Source organism: Rhizomicrobium sp., assembly GCA_037200985.1.
In the GTDB taxonomy this organism is placed as follows: Bacteria; Pseudomonadota; Alphaproteobacteria; order Micropepsales; family Micropepsaceae; genus Rhizomicrobium.
Genome location: JBBCGJ010000001.1, coordinates 1311910 through 1327679 on the forward strand (window position 1 = coordinate 1311910; position 15770 = coordinate 1327679).

At 64.9% G+C, this 15770-nt stretch carries 16 protein-coding genes and 1 pseudogene; 6 read left to right on the forward strand and 11 right to left on the reverse strand.

Annotated elements, in window-relative coordinates:
* Positions 1-33: 33 nt before the first annotated feature.
* The 5 genes from WDN01_06320 to WDN01_06340 form a co-directional block, all read right to left on the reverse strand.
* Positions 34-846, reverse strand: coding sequence for a transglutaminase family protein (locus WDN01_06320; protein MEJ0025628.1), 813 nt, complete (start codon positions 844-846; stop codon positions 34-36).
* Positions 847-862: 16 nt separating this feature from the next.
* Positions 863-1777 (reverse strand): transglutaminase family protein, encoded by a 915-nt coding sequence (locus WDN01_06325; GenBank protein ID MEJ0025629.1) that lies wholly within the window; start codon positions 1775-1777, stop codon positions 863-865.
* Positions 1778-1865: 88 nt separating this feature from the next.
* Positions 1866-3497, reverse strand: coding sequence for a peptidoglycan DD-metalloendopeptidase family protein (locus tag WDN01_06330; protein MEJ0025630.1), 1632 nt, complete (start codon positions 3495-3497; stop codon positions 1866-1868).
* Between the two features lie 392 nt (positions 3498-3889).
* The gene (locus tag WDN01_06335; protein MEJ0025631.1) at positions 3890-4798 is read right to left on the reverse strand and encodes a sensor domain-containing protein; all 909 of its coding nucleotides are present in this window, start codon (positions 4796-4798) and stop codon (positions 3890-3892) included.
* On the reverse strand, positions 4773-5177 hold the full coding sequence (locus WDN01_06340; protein ID MEJ0025632.1) for a PadR family transcriptional regulator: 405 nt from the start codon (positions 5175-5177) through the stop codon (positions 4773-4775). The genes WDN01_06335 and WDN01_06340 overlap by 26 nt, the downstream gene beginning before the upstream one ends.
* A 721-nt stretch (positions 5178-5898) precedes the next feature.
* On the opposite strand from WDN01_06340, the gene WDN01_06345 reads away from it, so the two are divergent.
* The 3 genes from WDN01_06345 (at position 5899) to WDN01_06355 (ending at position 7958) form a co-directional block, all read left to right on the forward strand.
* Positions 5899-6711 carry an alpha/beta hydrolase gene (locus tag WDN01_06345; GenBank protein ID MEJ0025633.1) on the forward strand — a complete coding sequence of 271 codons (813 nt, stop codon included), beginning with the start codon at positions 5899-5901 and terminating at the stop codon, positions 6709-6711.
* 69 nt (positions 6712-6780) lie between these two features.
* A complete protein-coding gene (locus WDN01_06350; protein ID MEJ0025634.1) occupies positions 6781-7143 on the forward strand; it encodes a hypothetical protein in 363 nt (120 codons plus the stop codon).
* On the forward strand, positions 7140-7958 hold the full coding sequence (locus WDN01_06355) for an arylamine N-acetyltransferase (protein ID MEJ0025635.1): 819 nt from the start codon (positions 7140-7142) through the stop codon (positions 7956-7958). Before WDN01_06350 ends, WDN01_06355 begins: the two co-directional genes overlap by 4 nt.
* 80 nt (positions 7959-8038) lie before the next feature.
* Here WDN01_06355 and WDN01_06360 read toward each other — a convergent pair whose 3' ends face one another.
* Together WDN01_06360 and phaZ are read right to left on the reverse strand one after the other, a co-directional pair.
* Positions 8039-8359, reverse strand: a complete 321-nt coding sequence (locus tag WDN01_06360; GenBank protein MEJ0025636.1) for a hypothetical protein — start codon at positions 8357-8359, stop codon at positions 8039-8041.
* A gap of 488 nt (positions 8360-8847) precedes the next feature.
* Positions 8848-10065, reverse strand: coding sequence for a polyhydroxyalkanoate depolymerase (gene phaZ / locus WDN01_06365; protein ID MEJ0025637.1), 1218 nt, complete (start codon positions 10063-10065; stop codon positions 8848-8850).
* 146 nt (positions 10066-10211) lie between these two features.
* On the opposite strand from phaZ, the gene WDN01_06370 reads away from it, so the two are divergent.
* The gene (locus WDN01_06370) at positions 10212-10868 is read left to right on the forward strand and encodes a glutathione S-transferase family protein (protein MEJ0025638.1); all 657 of its coding nucleotides are present in this window, start codon (positions 10212-10214) and stop codon (positions 10866-10868) included.
* A 3-nt stretch (positions 10869-10871) separates the two neighbouring features.
* Here the strand turns inward: WDN01_06370 and bfr are convergent, their stop codons facing one another.
* The 3 genes from bfr to WDN01_06385 form a co-directional block, all read right to left on the reverse strand.
* On the reverse strand, positions 10872-11453 hold the full coding sequence (bfr, locus tag WDN01_06375) for a bacterioferritin (GenBank protein ID MEJ0025639.1): 582 nt from the start codon (positions 11451-11453) through the stop codon (positions 10872-10874).
* A gap of 241 nt (positions 11454-11694) precedes the next feature.
* Positions 11695-13290 carry an AMP-binding protein gene (locus WDN01_06380; GenBank protein ID MEJ0025640.1) on the reverse strand — a complete coding sequence of 532 codons (1596 nt, stop codon included), beginning with the start codon at positions 13288-13290 and terminating at the stop codon, positions 11695-11697.
* A gap of 122 nt (positions 13291-13412) precedes the next feature.
* Positions 13413-13796, reverse strand: coding sequence for a hypothetical protein (locus WDN01_06385; protein ID MEJ0025641.1), 384 nt, complete (start codon positions 13794-13796; stop codon positions 13413-13415).
* Between the two features lie 76 nt (positions 13797-13872).
* Here WDN01_06385 and lipA point away from each other — a divergent pair.
* Both lipA and WDN01_06395 read left to right on the forward strand, forming a co-directional pair.
* Positions 13873-14829, forward strand: a pseudogene (lipA, locus tag WDN01_06390) (lipoyl synthase).
* A complete protein-coding gene (locus WDN01_06395) occupies positions 14826-15287 on the forward strand; it encodes a type II toxin-antitoxin system RatA family toxin (GenBank protein ID MEJ0025642.1) in 462 nt (153 codons plus the stop codon). Before lipA ends, WDN01_06395 begins: the two are co-directional and overlap by 4 nt.
* On the opposite strand, the gene WDN01_06400 is transcribed toward WDN01_06395, so the two are convergent.
* Positions 15261-15749: a CinA family protein gene (locus WDN01_06400; GenBank protein ID MEJ0025643.1), complete on the reverse strand. Its 489-nt coding sequence runs from the start codon at positions 15747-15749 to the stop codon at positions 15261-15263. The two genes, WDN01_06395 and WDN01_06400, sit on opposite strands and share 27 nt — an antisense overlap.
* Positions 15750-15770: the final 21 nt, after the last annotated feature.

Below are 15770 nucleotides of genomic sequence, written 5' to 3' on the forward strand. Positions count from 1 at the left end.
AATATGCAGGACAGCCCCCTCCGCATCGTCCCCTCATGCCCCCGCGACTTCCTTCGTGATCACATCGAACTTCACCAGGTCCGCCCGCCCGAAGGCGGTGGAGAGCGCCACATCCGCCGCGTCGCGCCCGCGCGCCATCAGGATGCGGCCGATGCGCGGCTTGTTGTGGCGCGCGTCCCAGCTATGCCAGGCCCCGCCGAGATAGACGTCGAACCAGGCGCTGAAATCCATCGGCGAGGGATCCTCCGGCACGCCGATATCGCCGAGATAGCCGGTGCAATAGCGCGCCGGGATGTTCATGCAGCGGCACAGCGCGATCGCCAGATGGGCGTAGTCGCGGCACACGCCGCTCCGCTCCATGTAGGCGTCATGCGCCGTGCGGTCCGAGCGGGCGTTCTGATAGCTGAAGGCGATGCGGTCATGCGTGAAGTCGGTGATCGCCTTCACCCGCGGCCAGCCGGGCTCGATATGGCCGAACTGCGCCCAGGCGAAATCGGCCAGCTTGTCGGTGTCGCAATAGCGGCTGCCGAGCAGGAAGATGAGCAGCTCGTCCGGCAGGGAATCGATCTCCGCCTGCCAGGCGCCGTTCGGAACGTGGTCCGGCAAGCCGCTGTCGTGGATCAGGAAGTCGTTGGTGACATGCGTCACGCCCGCCGGCACCACCAGCCGCGTGCACAGATTGCCGAACACGTCGTGGTAGGTACGGAAGCGCACGCCGCGGTCGACCGCGAAATTCTCCGGCGCCAGGAGGTCGCCGATCCGCTCGGACCGCACATGCAGCATCAGGAGCAGGGGGGTCTGCGCGGTGCATTCGAAGGCGATGTCGTACCCGCACCGGATCAGCAAACCGTACCTCCAGACTTCAACGCATGCGCACCACGCGCTTGTGGCCGCCAGGTTCCTCGGCCACGACGTCGACCTCGACGTCCATGCCCAGATAATCGGCCGCCTCGCCGTCCCACGTCCCCGACAGCGGCACGGCCTGCACCGGATCGCGCACCACCGCGACGCGGATCAGGTCGCGATTGCCGACAAGGCCGTTGGTCGGGTCGAATTCGGCCCAGCCGCCGCTCGGAAGGAATACGCGCACCCAGGCATGAGTGTTCCCGCCGCCCCGGTGCGCCGGCCGGTCGTCGCGCTCGGGCACGTAGAGATAGCCCGACACGAAGCGCGTGGCGAGGCCGAGCGACCGCGCCGCCTCCATCATCAGGACCGCGAAATCGCGGCAGGTGCCGCGCCCCAGCGCCAGCGTCTCCAGCGGCGTGCGCGGCGGCCCCGAATGGCGCGCCTCGTATTTCAGCTCGTCATGGATGGCGAGCGTCATTGCGGCCAGGATGTGCGGCGCGTCGATCCGGGTGAGGCCTTCCAGGAAACGCCGCGACCAGGCGGCGAGCACGCCGTCCGGATCGGCATGGATCGGCGTCTTGGACGGCCCGAGATCCGGCTCGTCCACCCTGTCATAGGCGAAGGGAAAGGCGTTGGTGCCCTCGCGGTCGTCCGGCGCGTCGAGCGCGTGCTCGGGATGGTGCTCCAGCCGGTTGATGCTCTCGAACAGCAGCTCGCGCGCCCGGCTCTCGAACCGCGCGATGCCGATCGTGTTGCCGAAGGCGTCGTGGATGTAGCGGATCGAGGCCGGCTTGGGCGTGATGCGCAGCACCGATTCCAGCACATGCTGGTCGAAGCTCTCGCGCGGCCGGAACATCATGCGATGCTCGCCGAACGCGACGGGACGCGCATAACGGTAGCGCGTCAGATGACGCACGCTCAGAACGGTCACTTGTCGCCCACCCGCGATTCCAGCCGTCATCATGCGCCTTCGCGCATGGGCGACGGCGTGACGGAACGTCGCGCAACCGTCTTATGTGTTAACGCGCCTTGGCCTGGCGCAGGTCGGTGGCGATGTCCGCGACCTTGTTCTCCAGCGGCGTCGAGGCCAGCATCGCGTCGACATGCAGCTTGCCGAACAGGAAGTCGCGCAGCTCGGTGCCGCCGAGCTTGCGGCCCTCCGCCACCTTCACCTTCAAGGGATTGACCTGCTCGTTGTGCACCAGGATCTCGTAGTGCAGGTGCGGCCCGGTCGACAGGCCCGTATTGCCGCTATAGGCGACGATCTCGCCCTGGTGCACATGGCTGCCCGGATGGATGCCCGGCGCGAAGCGCGACAGGTGGCCATAGGCGAAGCCGTAGCCGTTGCCCATGTCGATGCGCATGTAGTTGCCGTAGCCGCTGCTGCGGCCGGCGATCTTCACCGTGCCCGCGCCCGAGGCCATCACCGGCGTGCCCACCGGCACCGCGAAGTCGATGCCCTTGTGCATGCGGCTATAGCCCAGCACCGGATGGAAGCGCATGCCGAAGCCGGACGAGATGCGCGCACCGTCGACCGGCGTCTTCATCAGCATGCCCTTGAGGCTTTCGCCATGGGCGTCGAAATATTCCGCCGGCTGGTTGGGATCGGGCTGGTAGCGATAGACCGCGTAGGTGTGCCCGCCGGTCTTCATCATCGCATAGTCGATATTGCCTTCGCGCGCCGGCTGTCCGTCGGGCGTGTAGTAATAGCTGTAATAGACCTCGAAGGTGTCGCCCGGCCGGATGTCGCGCTGGAAGTCGACCTTGTAGGAGAAGAGCTTGATCATCGCGATCGTGACGTCGGTCGGAATGCCGGCCTGGGTCGCCGCGAGATAGAGCGAGGAATCGATCGTCGCACCCGCGCGATGGGTGTGCTCGGTGAGCTGCTTGACGTCGTCCTGCGCCGCGAAGCTGTTGTCGGCCTGGCGCGCCACCGTGATCTCGTGCTCGACCGACGGCGAGAACGCGATCGACAGCAGCCGTCCCGCCGGCGTCGTCACCGGCGTGACGTCGCCGGAATCGGATGCATCGTCGTCGCTCGCGTCGCTGCCCGCCACCGTGACCGGCCGGCCGTTGACGTTGACGACGGCGGTATGCGGCTTCGCGGCCGCCGGCGGCGGCGCGGCCGGCTGCGCCACCGGCTCGAAGGTCGCGACGAAGCTCTGTCCGGCGCGCGCGTCGCGCAGGTCGTAGATCTTGGCGAGCGCCAGGACCGCGCCATTGGCGTCGTCCTTCGGCACGCCCGCGTCCTCGAGCAGCCCGACCAGCGTGTCGCCGGAATCCAGCGTCAGCGTGCGCGTCTCCGGCGCCGGCGCGCCGGTGTCGCCGGCCTCTTCGTCGGCGAGCGCGTTGTCGAGCTGCGCCGGCGGCGGCGCGACATGGCGCGCGGGCTGTCCCGAAACGAGATTGTTCCCCGCCTGCACCAGGTCCGAGAAAAGCCGATAAGGCAGGAACGTCGTCGACGCCTGCTGCGTTTTCACATGCAGCGGCGGCAATGCGCTCGCCGCAAGCCAAGCCATGGAGCCGGCGACAAGCCCGGTAATGGTGGTCGAGACCAGCGCCCAGCGGCCATCGGTGGTCGCGAGCGCCGACGTCGCTGCGTTGAGCGAGCGGCGCATGGCATCCAGGCGCATCGATAAAGTGCGATCCACGTCGGCTCCTGTCTTTCAGTGTCGACGCATATCCCGCGCCAACCCCAGCCCAGTGTTATGCCCCCAGCGCTCAGCCGGCGTGCAGGAAGCATATAGCCCGGCCAATTATAGGGCCGTCAACCCTTGCCGGCAGGTTAACGGTGCATTGACCAACCCCGATTCGGGAACTCGCGTTCGTGCGCGCCGATGTTTTCCTCCCCCAACTCTTCTTTCCTCCCCCGCAAAGCGGGGGAGGTGGCACGCCGAAGCGAAGCGAAGGCGTGACGGAGGGGGCCAGCCGCCCGCTGGCCCCCTCCGCCTCGCTGCGCTCGGCACCTCCCCCGCTTTGCGGGGGAGGAAAGAAAAAACCCGCATCGCTTGCGCGACGCGGGCTCTTTCGCCGGATCGGAAAATCAGAGCCGCACGAGAAGCGCTTCGGCGATCTTGCCGTGCACCCATCCGATGGCGCGCGCGACATGCAGCACCAGGAAGAACAGGAAGACGCCGATCAGCGCCAGGACCAGGAGGCCCGGAGCGGTGTGCAGGACGTGCTCGAGATAGGGCGCATTGCTGATCTGGATGTGCGATTCGCCGGTGACGAGGCCGTAGATCGAGCCCGCGGTGACGCCGAGCGACAGGGCGAGGCCCACCACGCCGACGACGAAATAGCAGATGCCGAGCGGCAGCATCAGCAGCATGTAGAACAGCGACGACCAGGTGCGGATGTCGCTGAACGCTTCCTTGATCTTGGAGAGGACGCCTTCGTCGGCCGAAGGGCCGGCGGGCAGGCGGCGCGGCATGCGCACGCCGAGCAGGGCCTCGACGATGCGGCCCTCGACATGGGCGAGCACGCGGACCGAGGCGATGAACATCAGCGCGAAGGGGATGCCGATGATCAGGATGAAGAGGCCGAAGGAAAGCGCGATGCCCGTCACCGCCCAGGTGAAATAGAAGATGCCGGTCGCCATCGACAGCAGCATGTAGAGCAGGGCGCCATAGGTGCGCGGATCGGACACCACGTTGAAGAAGCCGAAGCGGCGGTCGTCGCCTTTGGTTTCGGGCTGCGGGAACGGAGTGGAAATCGTGTGTTCCATGTCTCGGTACTCCTCGGCGATCTCCGCGGGCGTGCCATAGGTCTCGATCACGCCGGCGAGGATCTGGGTTTCGGACAATTCGGGATTTTGTGCGATCTCGTTGTTGAGGTGGTCTTCGCAGTCGGCGAGCGCGTCGGCGATCAGTCCCGCCGGCGCGCCTTTGAGCGCGCGCCGGAGCTGGATCAGATACGCATTGACGGTCTCAGGCGGCGGCGCCGGCATGACCATCGGGGGTCGCTCCAGGGGTTGTGCCGGCCTTGAGGGCGTCGTCGACGAATTCGCGCATGTCGCGCCAGGCGAACTGCCATTCGGCGAGGGCTTTGCGGCCGTCCTCGGTGATGTCGTAGTAGCGGCGCGGCGGTCCGAAGGCGGACGCCTCGACCCGGCTGTGCAGCAGGCCGGTGGCGTTGAGCGAGCGGAGCACGGGGTAGATCGCACCCTGTTTGAAGATGAGTCCGCCTTCGCCTTCGGCCTTCACGGCTTTGGCGATTTCGTACCCGTACATTTCACGTCCTGCGCGGGCGAGCACCGCCAGCAGGACGAGCGAGGAAAGCCCGGCCATCAGTTCTTTACGGAATTTGCGCGTGTATTGGGATTCTTCGGTCACAACGCGCCTTGTCCGCCTCCTTGGCTATTGCGAAGTTCTATCTAGCATGAACTTCGCACTATGCAAGAGTGAACTGTACTGAGGTTGAAAATAATTCAAGCGCTCGCCGGCCGGGGTGGCCGACCAGCTCCGGTCACTTTTTCCTAGTCATATGATATTTTCCCCAATACCAGCTATTTATCGGGCCGTTCTCTTTGCTTAGTCCGACCCATAGGTGTCATGGCCCGCGATGCGGGCCATCCAGTTGGGTTCTGTACGCTCGTCGTGAGCGAGTCGAATAAGGCTCTCTATTCGAGTGACCACGAGAACGCTTCGTCTTGCAGACTCGCGGATGAAGCCGGTCATGTAGGCGACCTTGGGAGGGGCCAGCATCCGCTGGCCATCAACAGAATGTTGTCGATTTCGCGCTTTTCGGCATCATCAAAATAGAGCCTGAATCGCGGGCCAGCCGATCCGGGCGAGACTCGCCGCCTGCCGTGACCTATTAGTTTTTATAGGTAACGCATCGAACAAGGAAGTGGCACGGTAGACAACGCGGATGCGGGTGCTCTTCGCTGCAATACCTGTCAGGAAACCGGAGCGGGCGATGAAGGTCTTGATCTTTGCTCTTTGCGCCGTGGCCGCACTTGGGTGCGCACCCGCGTCGGCGGACCCTTGGCGGCCCTCTGCGGGTCATGCGCAAATTCCGCTATGGCCGGGAACGCCGCCCGATGCCAAGCCGATGCCGAAGCCGGAAACCGAAGGGCAGACCAAGAGCCTAGTCGCAGGCAAACCATGGACATGGGTCGCCTATGTCTCCCAGCCGACGATGACGATCTATCCGCCACACGGAAAGAACACCGGCGCGGCCGTCGTGGTGCTTCCCGGCGGCGGCTTCGAGGTGCTGGCGATCGATCTCGAAGGCACCGAGGTCTGCGACTGGCTGACATCCGCCGGCATCACCTGCGTCCTCTTGAAGTATCGCGTCCCGAGCGAGCCTTATGACTGGCACTGCGATTGCCGTCCCGACGGTCTCGCGACATCGACGCGGTCGTTGGAGGATCTGCAAAGAACCATCGGCCTGGTGCGCCTTCACGCCAGGCAATGGCATATCGATCCGCGCAGGATCGGCGTGCTCGGGTTCTCGGCCGGCGGATATCTCGCGGCGGAGATCAGCACGAAATACCGGCAACGCCTGTACGCGCCGGTGGACGATGCCGACAAACAAAGCGCCCGCCCGGATTTTGCCGTGCTGGTCTATCCGGGGCATCTCGCGCCGGGCAAGACGGACGGCAATACGCTGAACCCGAATGTTCCCGTCACCTCCGAAACGCCACCCACATTCCTGGTGCAGGCGGAGGACGACAAAACGGACGGCGTGAATCAATCGCTGGTCTACTACGCGGCGCTCAGGAAAGCCGGCGTGCCGGCGGAGATGCATCTGTACGCGGAAGGCGGGCATGCGTTCGGCCTGCGGCGGACTCGGTTTCCCATCACGGACTGGCCGCGACTGGTCGAGGCGTGGCTGCGCACGATCGGGATGACATCGCGGTAGAGGTGGGTACACGGGCTTCCCCGCCTCGTGCACAAAAAATATTCCGCCTCACCTCTTGAATTTCCGGTTGTGCACCACACGTTCCACAACTCACAGACATCGCCAGGCATTCCAACGGAGGTCCCCGTGCAGGGCTTCGACATCGTCGGTCACGAACTCGACAGGCGCTTTCGCGCCCGGCGCGCGGCCGGCCTCGTCTCTGTCGACTCGCTATCCAGCCTCGTTCGCCAATACGTCCAGGCGTTTGCGCGCGATCCGCGCGAATCGAACCGCCTTTTCGCTTCGAAGCTGAAGCGCCGCCCCGGCGGCCAGCCGGGCAACGAAAACCGTCGCATCCATGGCTATTATTCCGGCGACGCAAAACTCCTGCGCGAGGGCATCCGCGCGCTGGAATGGCTGATACGGATTTCGGCCGACGGGGGACAATCATGAACATCGACGCCTATCTCGCCCGCATCGGCCTGGATCATCGCCCGCCGCCGACGCTGAAGGGGCTGACCGAGGTCCACCGCGCCCACATGCTGGCGATCCCGTACGAGAATCTCGACGTCCAGCTCGGCCGGCCCGTCACCATCGCGCGGCCGGCGATCTACGAGAAGATCGTGAACCGCCGCCGCGGCGGCTGGTGCTACGAGATGAACGGCATCCTCGGCTGGGCCATGGGCGAGCTCGGCTTCCGCGTCACGCGCGCCACCGGCGCGGTGATGCGCGAAGCCGCCGGCGAGACGGCCGTCGCCAACCACCTGGTGCTGAAGGTCGAGCTGGACGAGGGCCTCTATCTCGCCGATGTCGGCTTCGGCGACGGCCCGCTCGATCCGATCCGCCTTGCGCCCGGCACGTTCTCCTCGAACGGCTACGTGTACGGATTATCGCGGGCCGACGGCGATTGGTGGCGGCTGCGCAGCCACCCCAACGGCGCCGCGCCGAGCTTCGACTTCGATCTGGATCCCGCCGACGAGACGCGCTTCGCCGCCAAATGCGAAGAGCTCCAGACCGCGCCGGACTCCCACTTCGTGCAGAACCTGTTCTGCTTCCGCCACCATCCGGACGGCACCGTGCTGCTCTTGCGCGGCCGCGTCCTGCGCACGGTCACGCCCGCGGGCTATGCCGACCGCGTCCTCGACAGCGCCGAGGATCTCGTCGCGACGCTACGCGACGGCTTCTCGCTCGACTTGCCGGAGGCGGCGACGCTGTGGCCGAAGATCGTCGCGCGGCACGAACAGGTCATGGGCCGGCCCGCGCCATGAACACGATGCGACAACCTGCAAAAGAAAAGACCCAGCGCGAGATTTCGCACCGGGCCCCTCTCAATGCCTGTATCGAGACCTTAATCGTGAACCGAGAAGTCGGTCGTCTCGCAGAGGTTCTGGTTGCGGAACTCGGCGGTGCCGCCGTCGCTGAACACGGCCTTGATGTCGTACGAGCAGGTCGTGCGGCCATCGGCGATGTCGACCGACAGATCCTCGCCCGGATCGACCTTCCCGCTCAGGATGTTCTCTTCCCACGAGTTCGTGCCGACATGCGAGACATACAGCTCGGTCAGCTGCGTGCTCGTGTTGTTCGTGACGTTGATGCTGAGGTCTTCCGCCAAAGCGGGCGTTGCGAACGCCAGGGCAGCGGCGACGACCGCGGTTGCGAAGAATTTCATATATATGCGCTCCTTGATGGTTCCCTCGAAATGGCGCAGCCCCTGCCACGCGCCTGTGAGGTCGCGACACTTTGCGAATGAATTTCCAAAAGGCAATACGAGAAGCGGCTTCCGCCGGCGTTCTTTTTTGGAACACGCCAACACGATTAACGGCCTGCCGTTCGGGAACCCATCCGCTCCGATCGCCTCGGCTCTTTGGAGATTGGGCGGCAAGGCTGTCGTTTCGCGTCCGCTGCGGCAGGCGAGATCGACAAAGCAAGCCTGCCATCACAGGTGAAGGTCTGCGCGTTCGCCCCGTCGGAACCGCTCACGACATCCAGATAAGACGTGTACGTCACACGGGGCGCTTCCTCGATTCGCGTCGTCGTCTGCCGATCGTACGGCATCGGACGCAACGGCGAGACGAGCCTCGCCCGCAAGATGGCGCCAAGCAAGCGACCGGCGGCGGCGTGCGGCCGGAGCCTTCGCCGGGCTCGCCGACGCGTTCCTTAGTTGTTGGCCAGGATCACGTTGCGCACGATCGGGTAGATTTGCGTCTGCCAGCGCGTGCCGGAGAACACGCCATAATGGCCGACCCCGGCCTGCACATAGTGCTTCTTGCGGAACGGCTTGATCGACGGCGTGAGATCGTGCGCCGCGAGCGTCTGGCCGACGGAGCAGATGTCGTCGCGCTCGCCCTCCACGGTGAGCAGCGCCGTCTTGCGGATCGCGGCGGGCTCGACGCGCGTACCGCGATACTCGAACTTGCCCAGGGGCAGGTGAAACTCTTGGAACACCTTCTGCACGGTCTCGAGATAGAACTCCGCCGGCAGGTCGGAGACCGAGAAATACTCGTCGTAGAATTTGCGGTTGGCCTCGGCCTTCTCGTCCTCGCCCTTGCGGATGTGATCGAACAGATCGACATGCGCCCGGATATGGCGCGCCAGGTTCATCGACAGGAAAGCCGACACCTGCATGAAGCCCGGATAGACCCGGCGATGCGCGCCCGGATAGCGGCGCGGCACGGTGGTGATCAGGTTCTGCTCGAACCATTCGATCGGATGCTCGGTCGCGAGTTGGTTGACCGTCGTCGGGCTGACGCGCGTGTCCACCGGCCCGGCCATCAGCGTCATGCTGCGCGGCTGGCAGGGATGGTCGGCCTGCGCCATCACCGCGACGGTGGCGAGCAGCGCGGCGCAGGGCTGGCACACCGCCACGACATGCGCGCCCGGACCCATGTGCTCGAAGAAGCGGATCGTGTGGTCGATATAGTCGTCCACGCCGAAGCGGCCGGCGGTCAGGGGTACGTCGCGGGCGTTCTTCCAGTCGGTGATGTAGACGTCGTGGTCGGCCAGCATCGTCTTGACCGTGTGACGGAGCAGGGTAGGGAAGTGTCCCGCCATCGGCGCCACGATCAGGACGCGCGGCTGCTCGATATTCGTCTCCTTCTTGAAATGGAGCAGGGTCGCGAAAGGCGTCTCCAGCGCCCCCACTTCCGCGACCGGCACATCGCGGCCCTCGACCTCCACGGTCTCGATCTCGTAGCTCGGCCGCTCATGGATGAGATGGGCCCGGTTCAGGACCTCCGCCGCGGCCGAAATGCTCTTGAGGATGTAGTTCGCGCTCGGTCCCGCGCAGGTGTCGCGGTAGATCGCGCTCGTCAAGCCGGCCCAGGCGCGCAGGGGTGCGAGCAAGTCCGACTGGGCTTGGTAGGCGTCGTACAACATCTCGAAAACCGAACGCCTCTTGGACAGCCCGTTTTGCGGTGCGGCAATAATCGAACGATTTCACGCCCTGACGGCGAAAAATGCTAGTGCATTTTATGCTGCGGTGCGAAATAATTGGTGACAACGTTAGCGGAAGAATCGTCGCCATGGGTAAAGCGCTCCTGACGATTTCGAGCAAGAACTACTCGTCCTGGTCGCTGCGCGGCTGGCTGCTGTGCCGCATGGCGGGGCTGGAATTCGACGAGAAAGTGCTCTCGACCGACGATCCCGACACCCGCGCCGAGCTTCTGCTGCTGTCGCCGTCCTTCCTCGTGCCCTGTCTCACCGACGACGGTATCAAGGTGTGGGATACGCTGGCCATTGCGGAATATCTCCAGGAGACGCGTCCCAAGAGCGGCCTGCTGCCCAAGGACCTGGAAGCGCGCACCCATTGCCGGGCGATCTCCGGCGAGATGCATTCCGGCTTCGCCAATCTGCGCTCGGCGCTGCCGATGAATCTCAAGGCGCGCTATCCCGACTTCAAGGTGTGGGCCGGCGCGCAGGCCGACATCGATCGCGTCGTGGCGATCTGGCGCGAATGCCTGAAGCGTTATGACGGCCCCTATCTCTTCGGCGAGAAGCCGACGCTCGCGGACGCGATGTATGCGCCGGTGTGCACGCGCTTCCACACCTATCACGTGAAACTCGACCGGCTCTGCGCAGACTATTGCGAGACGATCCTCAACCTTCCTGAGATGCTCGAATGGATCGAGGCCGCCAAGGCCGAGCCGGACGCGGTGGAAGAACTCGAAGCCGAGTTCTGAGCCTTACGTCCCGGTCTCGTTGGCCTTGGTCTGGAGCTGGACGTAGTTCTGGATACCCATCTGCTCGATCAGGCGCATCTGGGTCTGCAGATAATCGATATGCTCCTCTTCGCTTTCGAGGATGTGCACGAACAGTTCGCGGCTGCCGAAATCGCCGACCGCCTCGCAGTGTCGGATCGCGTTCTTGAGATCGGGATAGGAGAGGGTCTCCAGCGACAGGTCGCAGGTCAGGACCTCCTTGACGTTCTCGCCGATCATCAGCTTGCCGAGATCCTGGAGGTTCGGCAGGCCGCCGAGGAACAGGATGCGCTTGATCAGCGCATCGGCGTGCTTCATCTCGTCGACGGATTCCTCGTATTCGTGCTTGGCGAGAAGGGAGAGTCCCCAATCGCCGTACATCCGCGAATGCAGGAAGTACTGGTTGATCGCCGTCAGTTCGTTCTTCAGGACCGTGTTGAGCCAGCGCAGCGTCTCAGGATCGCCCGGGATGCCGGCATGGGGCTCGGGACCCGGCGCTACTCCGCCGCCAGCAGCCGGGGCCGCACCGCGGCGCCGTCCATCATTTTTTCGATCGTTTCCTGGCATCGCCCGCAATTCTTTCTCACGTTGCAGTAAGAATACACGTGGTCGGCCGATTCCGCGCCCTGCTCGATGGCACCGCGAATCTTCACGTCGTTCAGCCTATTGCAGACGCAGACGATCATCCAGAAACCGTTCCCAGATCAGACACCTCCGATATGATGAGACTGAGAATGATTGTCAACTGTGCGAAAACCAGCCGTTTCCAGGAATCCAGGGATTTCCTGGAAAAACCGCGATTTGAGCGTCACGCGGCCGCGGCGAGCGCCTTTATCTGCTTCTCGACCTGGACATAGTCGGTCTTACCTGTCCCGAGCACCGGAATCTCGTCTACCGACAGGATCCGGCGGGGCACCGCCAGTTCGGAGACGCCGTGGTTGTGTGCCCAACCGACAAGGTCGTGCCGGTTGGCATCCTTGTTGGTCGTCATCAGGACGATCTGCTCGCCCTTGCGGCCGTCGGGAACGGCGATGGCGGCATGGCTGTGGTCGGGCCAGAGGGCCGAGGCAATGCTCTCCACCACGGCCAGCGATACCGTCTCGCCGCCGATCTTGGCGAAGCGCTTGAGGCGGCCCTTGATGGCGATGAAACCTTCGTCGTCGATCGACACGACGTCGCCCGTATCGTGCCAGCCACCCTCGGGCGGCTGGATCACGCCGGGCTGATCGGCCTTGATATAGCCGAGCATCACGTTCGGCCCCTTCACGAACAGCCGCCCGGCATTGGGGATGCCTTCGACCGGCTCCAGCCGCGCCTTCATGCCGGCCATCAGCCGGCCGACGGTGCCGGGGCGGTTCGCCTGCGGCTGGTTCGCCGCCACCACCGGCGCCGCCTCGGTGACGCCATAGCCCTCGAGAAGCTCGATCGCATACTTCTTGCGCAGAAGGGCGCGCGTCTCGTCGCGCAGCCTTTCGGCGCCGCATACCGCGAGCCGGAGCGAATTGAGATCGCCCTGGTCGCCGGCCCGCGCATATTGCGAGATGAAGGTGTCGGTGGAGAGCAGGATCGTCGATCCTGTCTCGCGGATGCGCTTGACGATCTCGTGCGGCTGCAGCGGCGTCGGATGGCACACGACCTTGATGCCCAGCAGAAGGGGCATCAGCGAGCCGACGGTCAGGCCGAAACAGTGAAAGGTCGGCAGCGGATTGAACAGGATATCGGTTTCGTAGATGTCGATATGCTCGCGCACCTGCTCGACATTGGAGAGCAGATTGGCATGGCTGAGTGCGACGCCCTTGGGCTCGCCCTCAGTGCCCGAGGTGAACAGGATCACCGCGGGCGACGAATGCATCGCGTGGCTGGCGACGAGGCTAGGCACGAAGGTCCCCACCGCCGCGAAGATCTTGTCGAGCAGCGAGAGCTTTTCGCGCACGTCTTCGAGATAGACGATCTCGTATGTCTTCTCGAGCTGCTCGATCAGGCTGTCGAGTTTGCCAAGCTGCACGAAGCGCTTTGCGGTGACGATGCGTTTAACCTTGGCGGTGTTGAGCGCGCTCTTGAGGCCAGCCGCGCCGCTCGTGAAATTGAGCATTGCCGGGACGCGGCCGTAAGCCGAGACGGCGAAGAACGCGATCACCGCGCCCGCGCCGGTCGGCAACAGGATGCCGACGGCTTCCCCGGACTTGGTGCCCTTCTTCAGCGCGTGGCCGAGCGCAAGCGAGGCGCGGATGATCTCCTCATAGGTGAGCACCCGCTCGTCGCCGTCGACCAGCGCGGCGCGGCTGGCGCCGAAACGCGAGCGGGCATCGATCAGGGCGCTGAAGACGGGCTGCTGCCAGCGGCCTGCCTCGGCCGCTATGACGGATTCCTCGCCGGACGCTGCAGCGATGCTTGCGACGCTCAATGTTCCACCCCAAATTTGTCGTTCTGTGCAGGCGACATGGCGGCCTCCGTCTAAGCGGCGGTCACACTCTCTCGATATATTACGAATTATTTGGGGCGTCGTCTGCGGACAACAATCCTAAATCAACGGAACCGGTCGACCCATTGCGACAGCCGCTGGGCAAGCAGGTCGCGGACTTCCGCCGTGTTGATCGAGGACATGAGACGGCCGACGTGATCTCGCCATGGCCGCGTCTCGGCCCAAACCCGGTCTGCCTGGGGCGCGACCGCCGCGGCCAGCGGAACCAACGTCGCGGCCGAGATCGGTCGGACGAGTTCGTCGCGGAACCGCCTGGTCCCGAAGAGGGCCACGCCCAGCGCGGCAAGCCCGGCAACGCCGACGACAACGGCGATCGTTCGCAGGGGCAGGACCTCCAACAGCGACTTCGGCGCGGTCTTCCGACGCGCCGGGGCGTTACCCCGCGCGAGTACTTTCGTCGTTGCCTTGACCGGTTTGCGTGCCGCCATCTGAATCTCCCTCTAGTCCCATGCAACGCACAATGGGAACAAAAGTTCAAAATGCCATGAATTCGCTCGCGGAAGCGACTATATCGGTTATGCCATGACCATCGTGATCGACCGCACCACCCCGCCGCGCCACCCGGAAAAGGCGCACCGTCCCGATTCGCCCGTCCCGCGCAAGCCGGACTGGATTCGCGTGAAGGCGCCGGTGTCGAGGGAATATGCCGCCACGAGGGCGATTGTGCGCGCGAACAATCTCCACACCGTGTGCGAGGAGGCAGCCTGTCCGAATATCGGCGAGTGCTGGACCCAGCGTCATGCCACCATGATGATCATGGGCGACACCTGCACGCGCGCCTGTGCGTTCTGCAACGTGAAGACGGGGCTGCCCGCGCCGCTCGATCCGGCGGAGTCCCAGAACGTCGCGCAGGCCGTGGCCCAACTCGGGCTGAAGCATGTCGTGATCACCTCGGTCGACCGCGACGATCTCGCGGATGGCGGGGCAGGGCATTTCGTCGAGGTCATTCGTGCGATCCGCGCCACCAGTACCGGCACGACGATCGAGATTCTCACGCCCGATTTCCTGCGCAAGGACGGCGCGGTCGAGACGGTGATGACCGCGCCGCCAGACGTCTTCAACCACAATCTCGAGACCGTGCCGCGGCTCTATCTGACCGTGCGGCCCGGCGCGCGCTATTTCGCGTCGTTGCGCCTGCTCCAGCGCGCCAAGGAGCTGGCGCCGCAGGGCTTCACCAAGTCCGGCCTGATGGTCGGGCTGGGCGAGAGCCGCGAGGAGATCATGCAGGTGATGGACGACCTGCGCGCCGCCGGCGTCGATTTCCTCACCATCGGCCAATACCTCCAGCCGACCAAGAAGCATGCCGCGCTCCAGCGCTTCTGGTCGCCCGACGAATTCGCGGCGCTGGAGGCGACGGCACGGGCGAAGGGCTTCGCGATGGTCTCGGCCTCGCCGCTGACGCGCTCGTCCTATCACGCCGACAGCGATTTCGCCGCATTGAAAGCGGCCCGCCGCGCGTGAGCGCCCATTCGGAGATCCGAATCGTTCCGTACACGGCCGATCTGATGTACCAGGTCGTCGCCGATGTGGAGCGCTATCCGGAATTCCTGCCCTGGGTGGTGGCGCTGCGCGTGCTGTCGCGCGAGCAGGTGAAGGCCCGCGACGTGCTCAATGCCGAAATGGCGGTGGGCTATGGTGCGCTGCGCGAGAAATACACCAGCCGCGTCATCCTCGATCCGGCCGCGCGCACCATCGACGTGGCGCAGACCTCCGGTCCGTTCCGGATTCTGGAAAACCACTGGCGCTTCACGCCGCAGGCCGACCGCTGCCGCGTCGAATTCTCGCTCGCCTATGAGTTCAAGAGCCGCCTGCTCAATGCCGTGGCCGGCGCCGCTTTCGGCAAGGTCTATATCAAGATGGCCGACGCCTTCGAGGCGCGGGCCAAGGCGCTGTCAGATCAACCGGTGCAGCAGGCTTAGCGCCGCCTCGCAGGTTTTCAGCCGCACCTCCGTGCGTCCGATGTCGCCGAAGCGGTGCGCCTCGTGCAGGATCGAGCGGCCCTCGCGGCAGGCTGCGACATGGACAAGGCCGATCGGCTTCATCGGCGAGCCGCCGCCCGGACCGGCGATGCCGGTCACGGCGACGGCGAGCTGGGCGTTGGAGTTCTCGACCGCGCCTTCCGCCATCATCCGCGCCACGGCCTCGGAGACTTCCCCCATGTCGGCGATCAGATCGCCCGGCACGTTCAAGAGGTCCTGCTTGGCGCGATTGGTGTAGACGATGAAGCCGCGATCGAACACCGCCGACGACCCCGGTATCTCGGTGAGCAGCCCCCCGATCAATCCGCCGGTGCAACTCTCCGCCGTGGCGACACGCAGCTTCGCGGCGCGCGCGTCGGCGATGACGACTTCGGCAAGGCGGAGCAGGGCGGAAGAGAACATCGCGGAAAGCCTTCTCGAAGA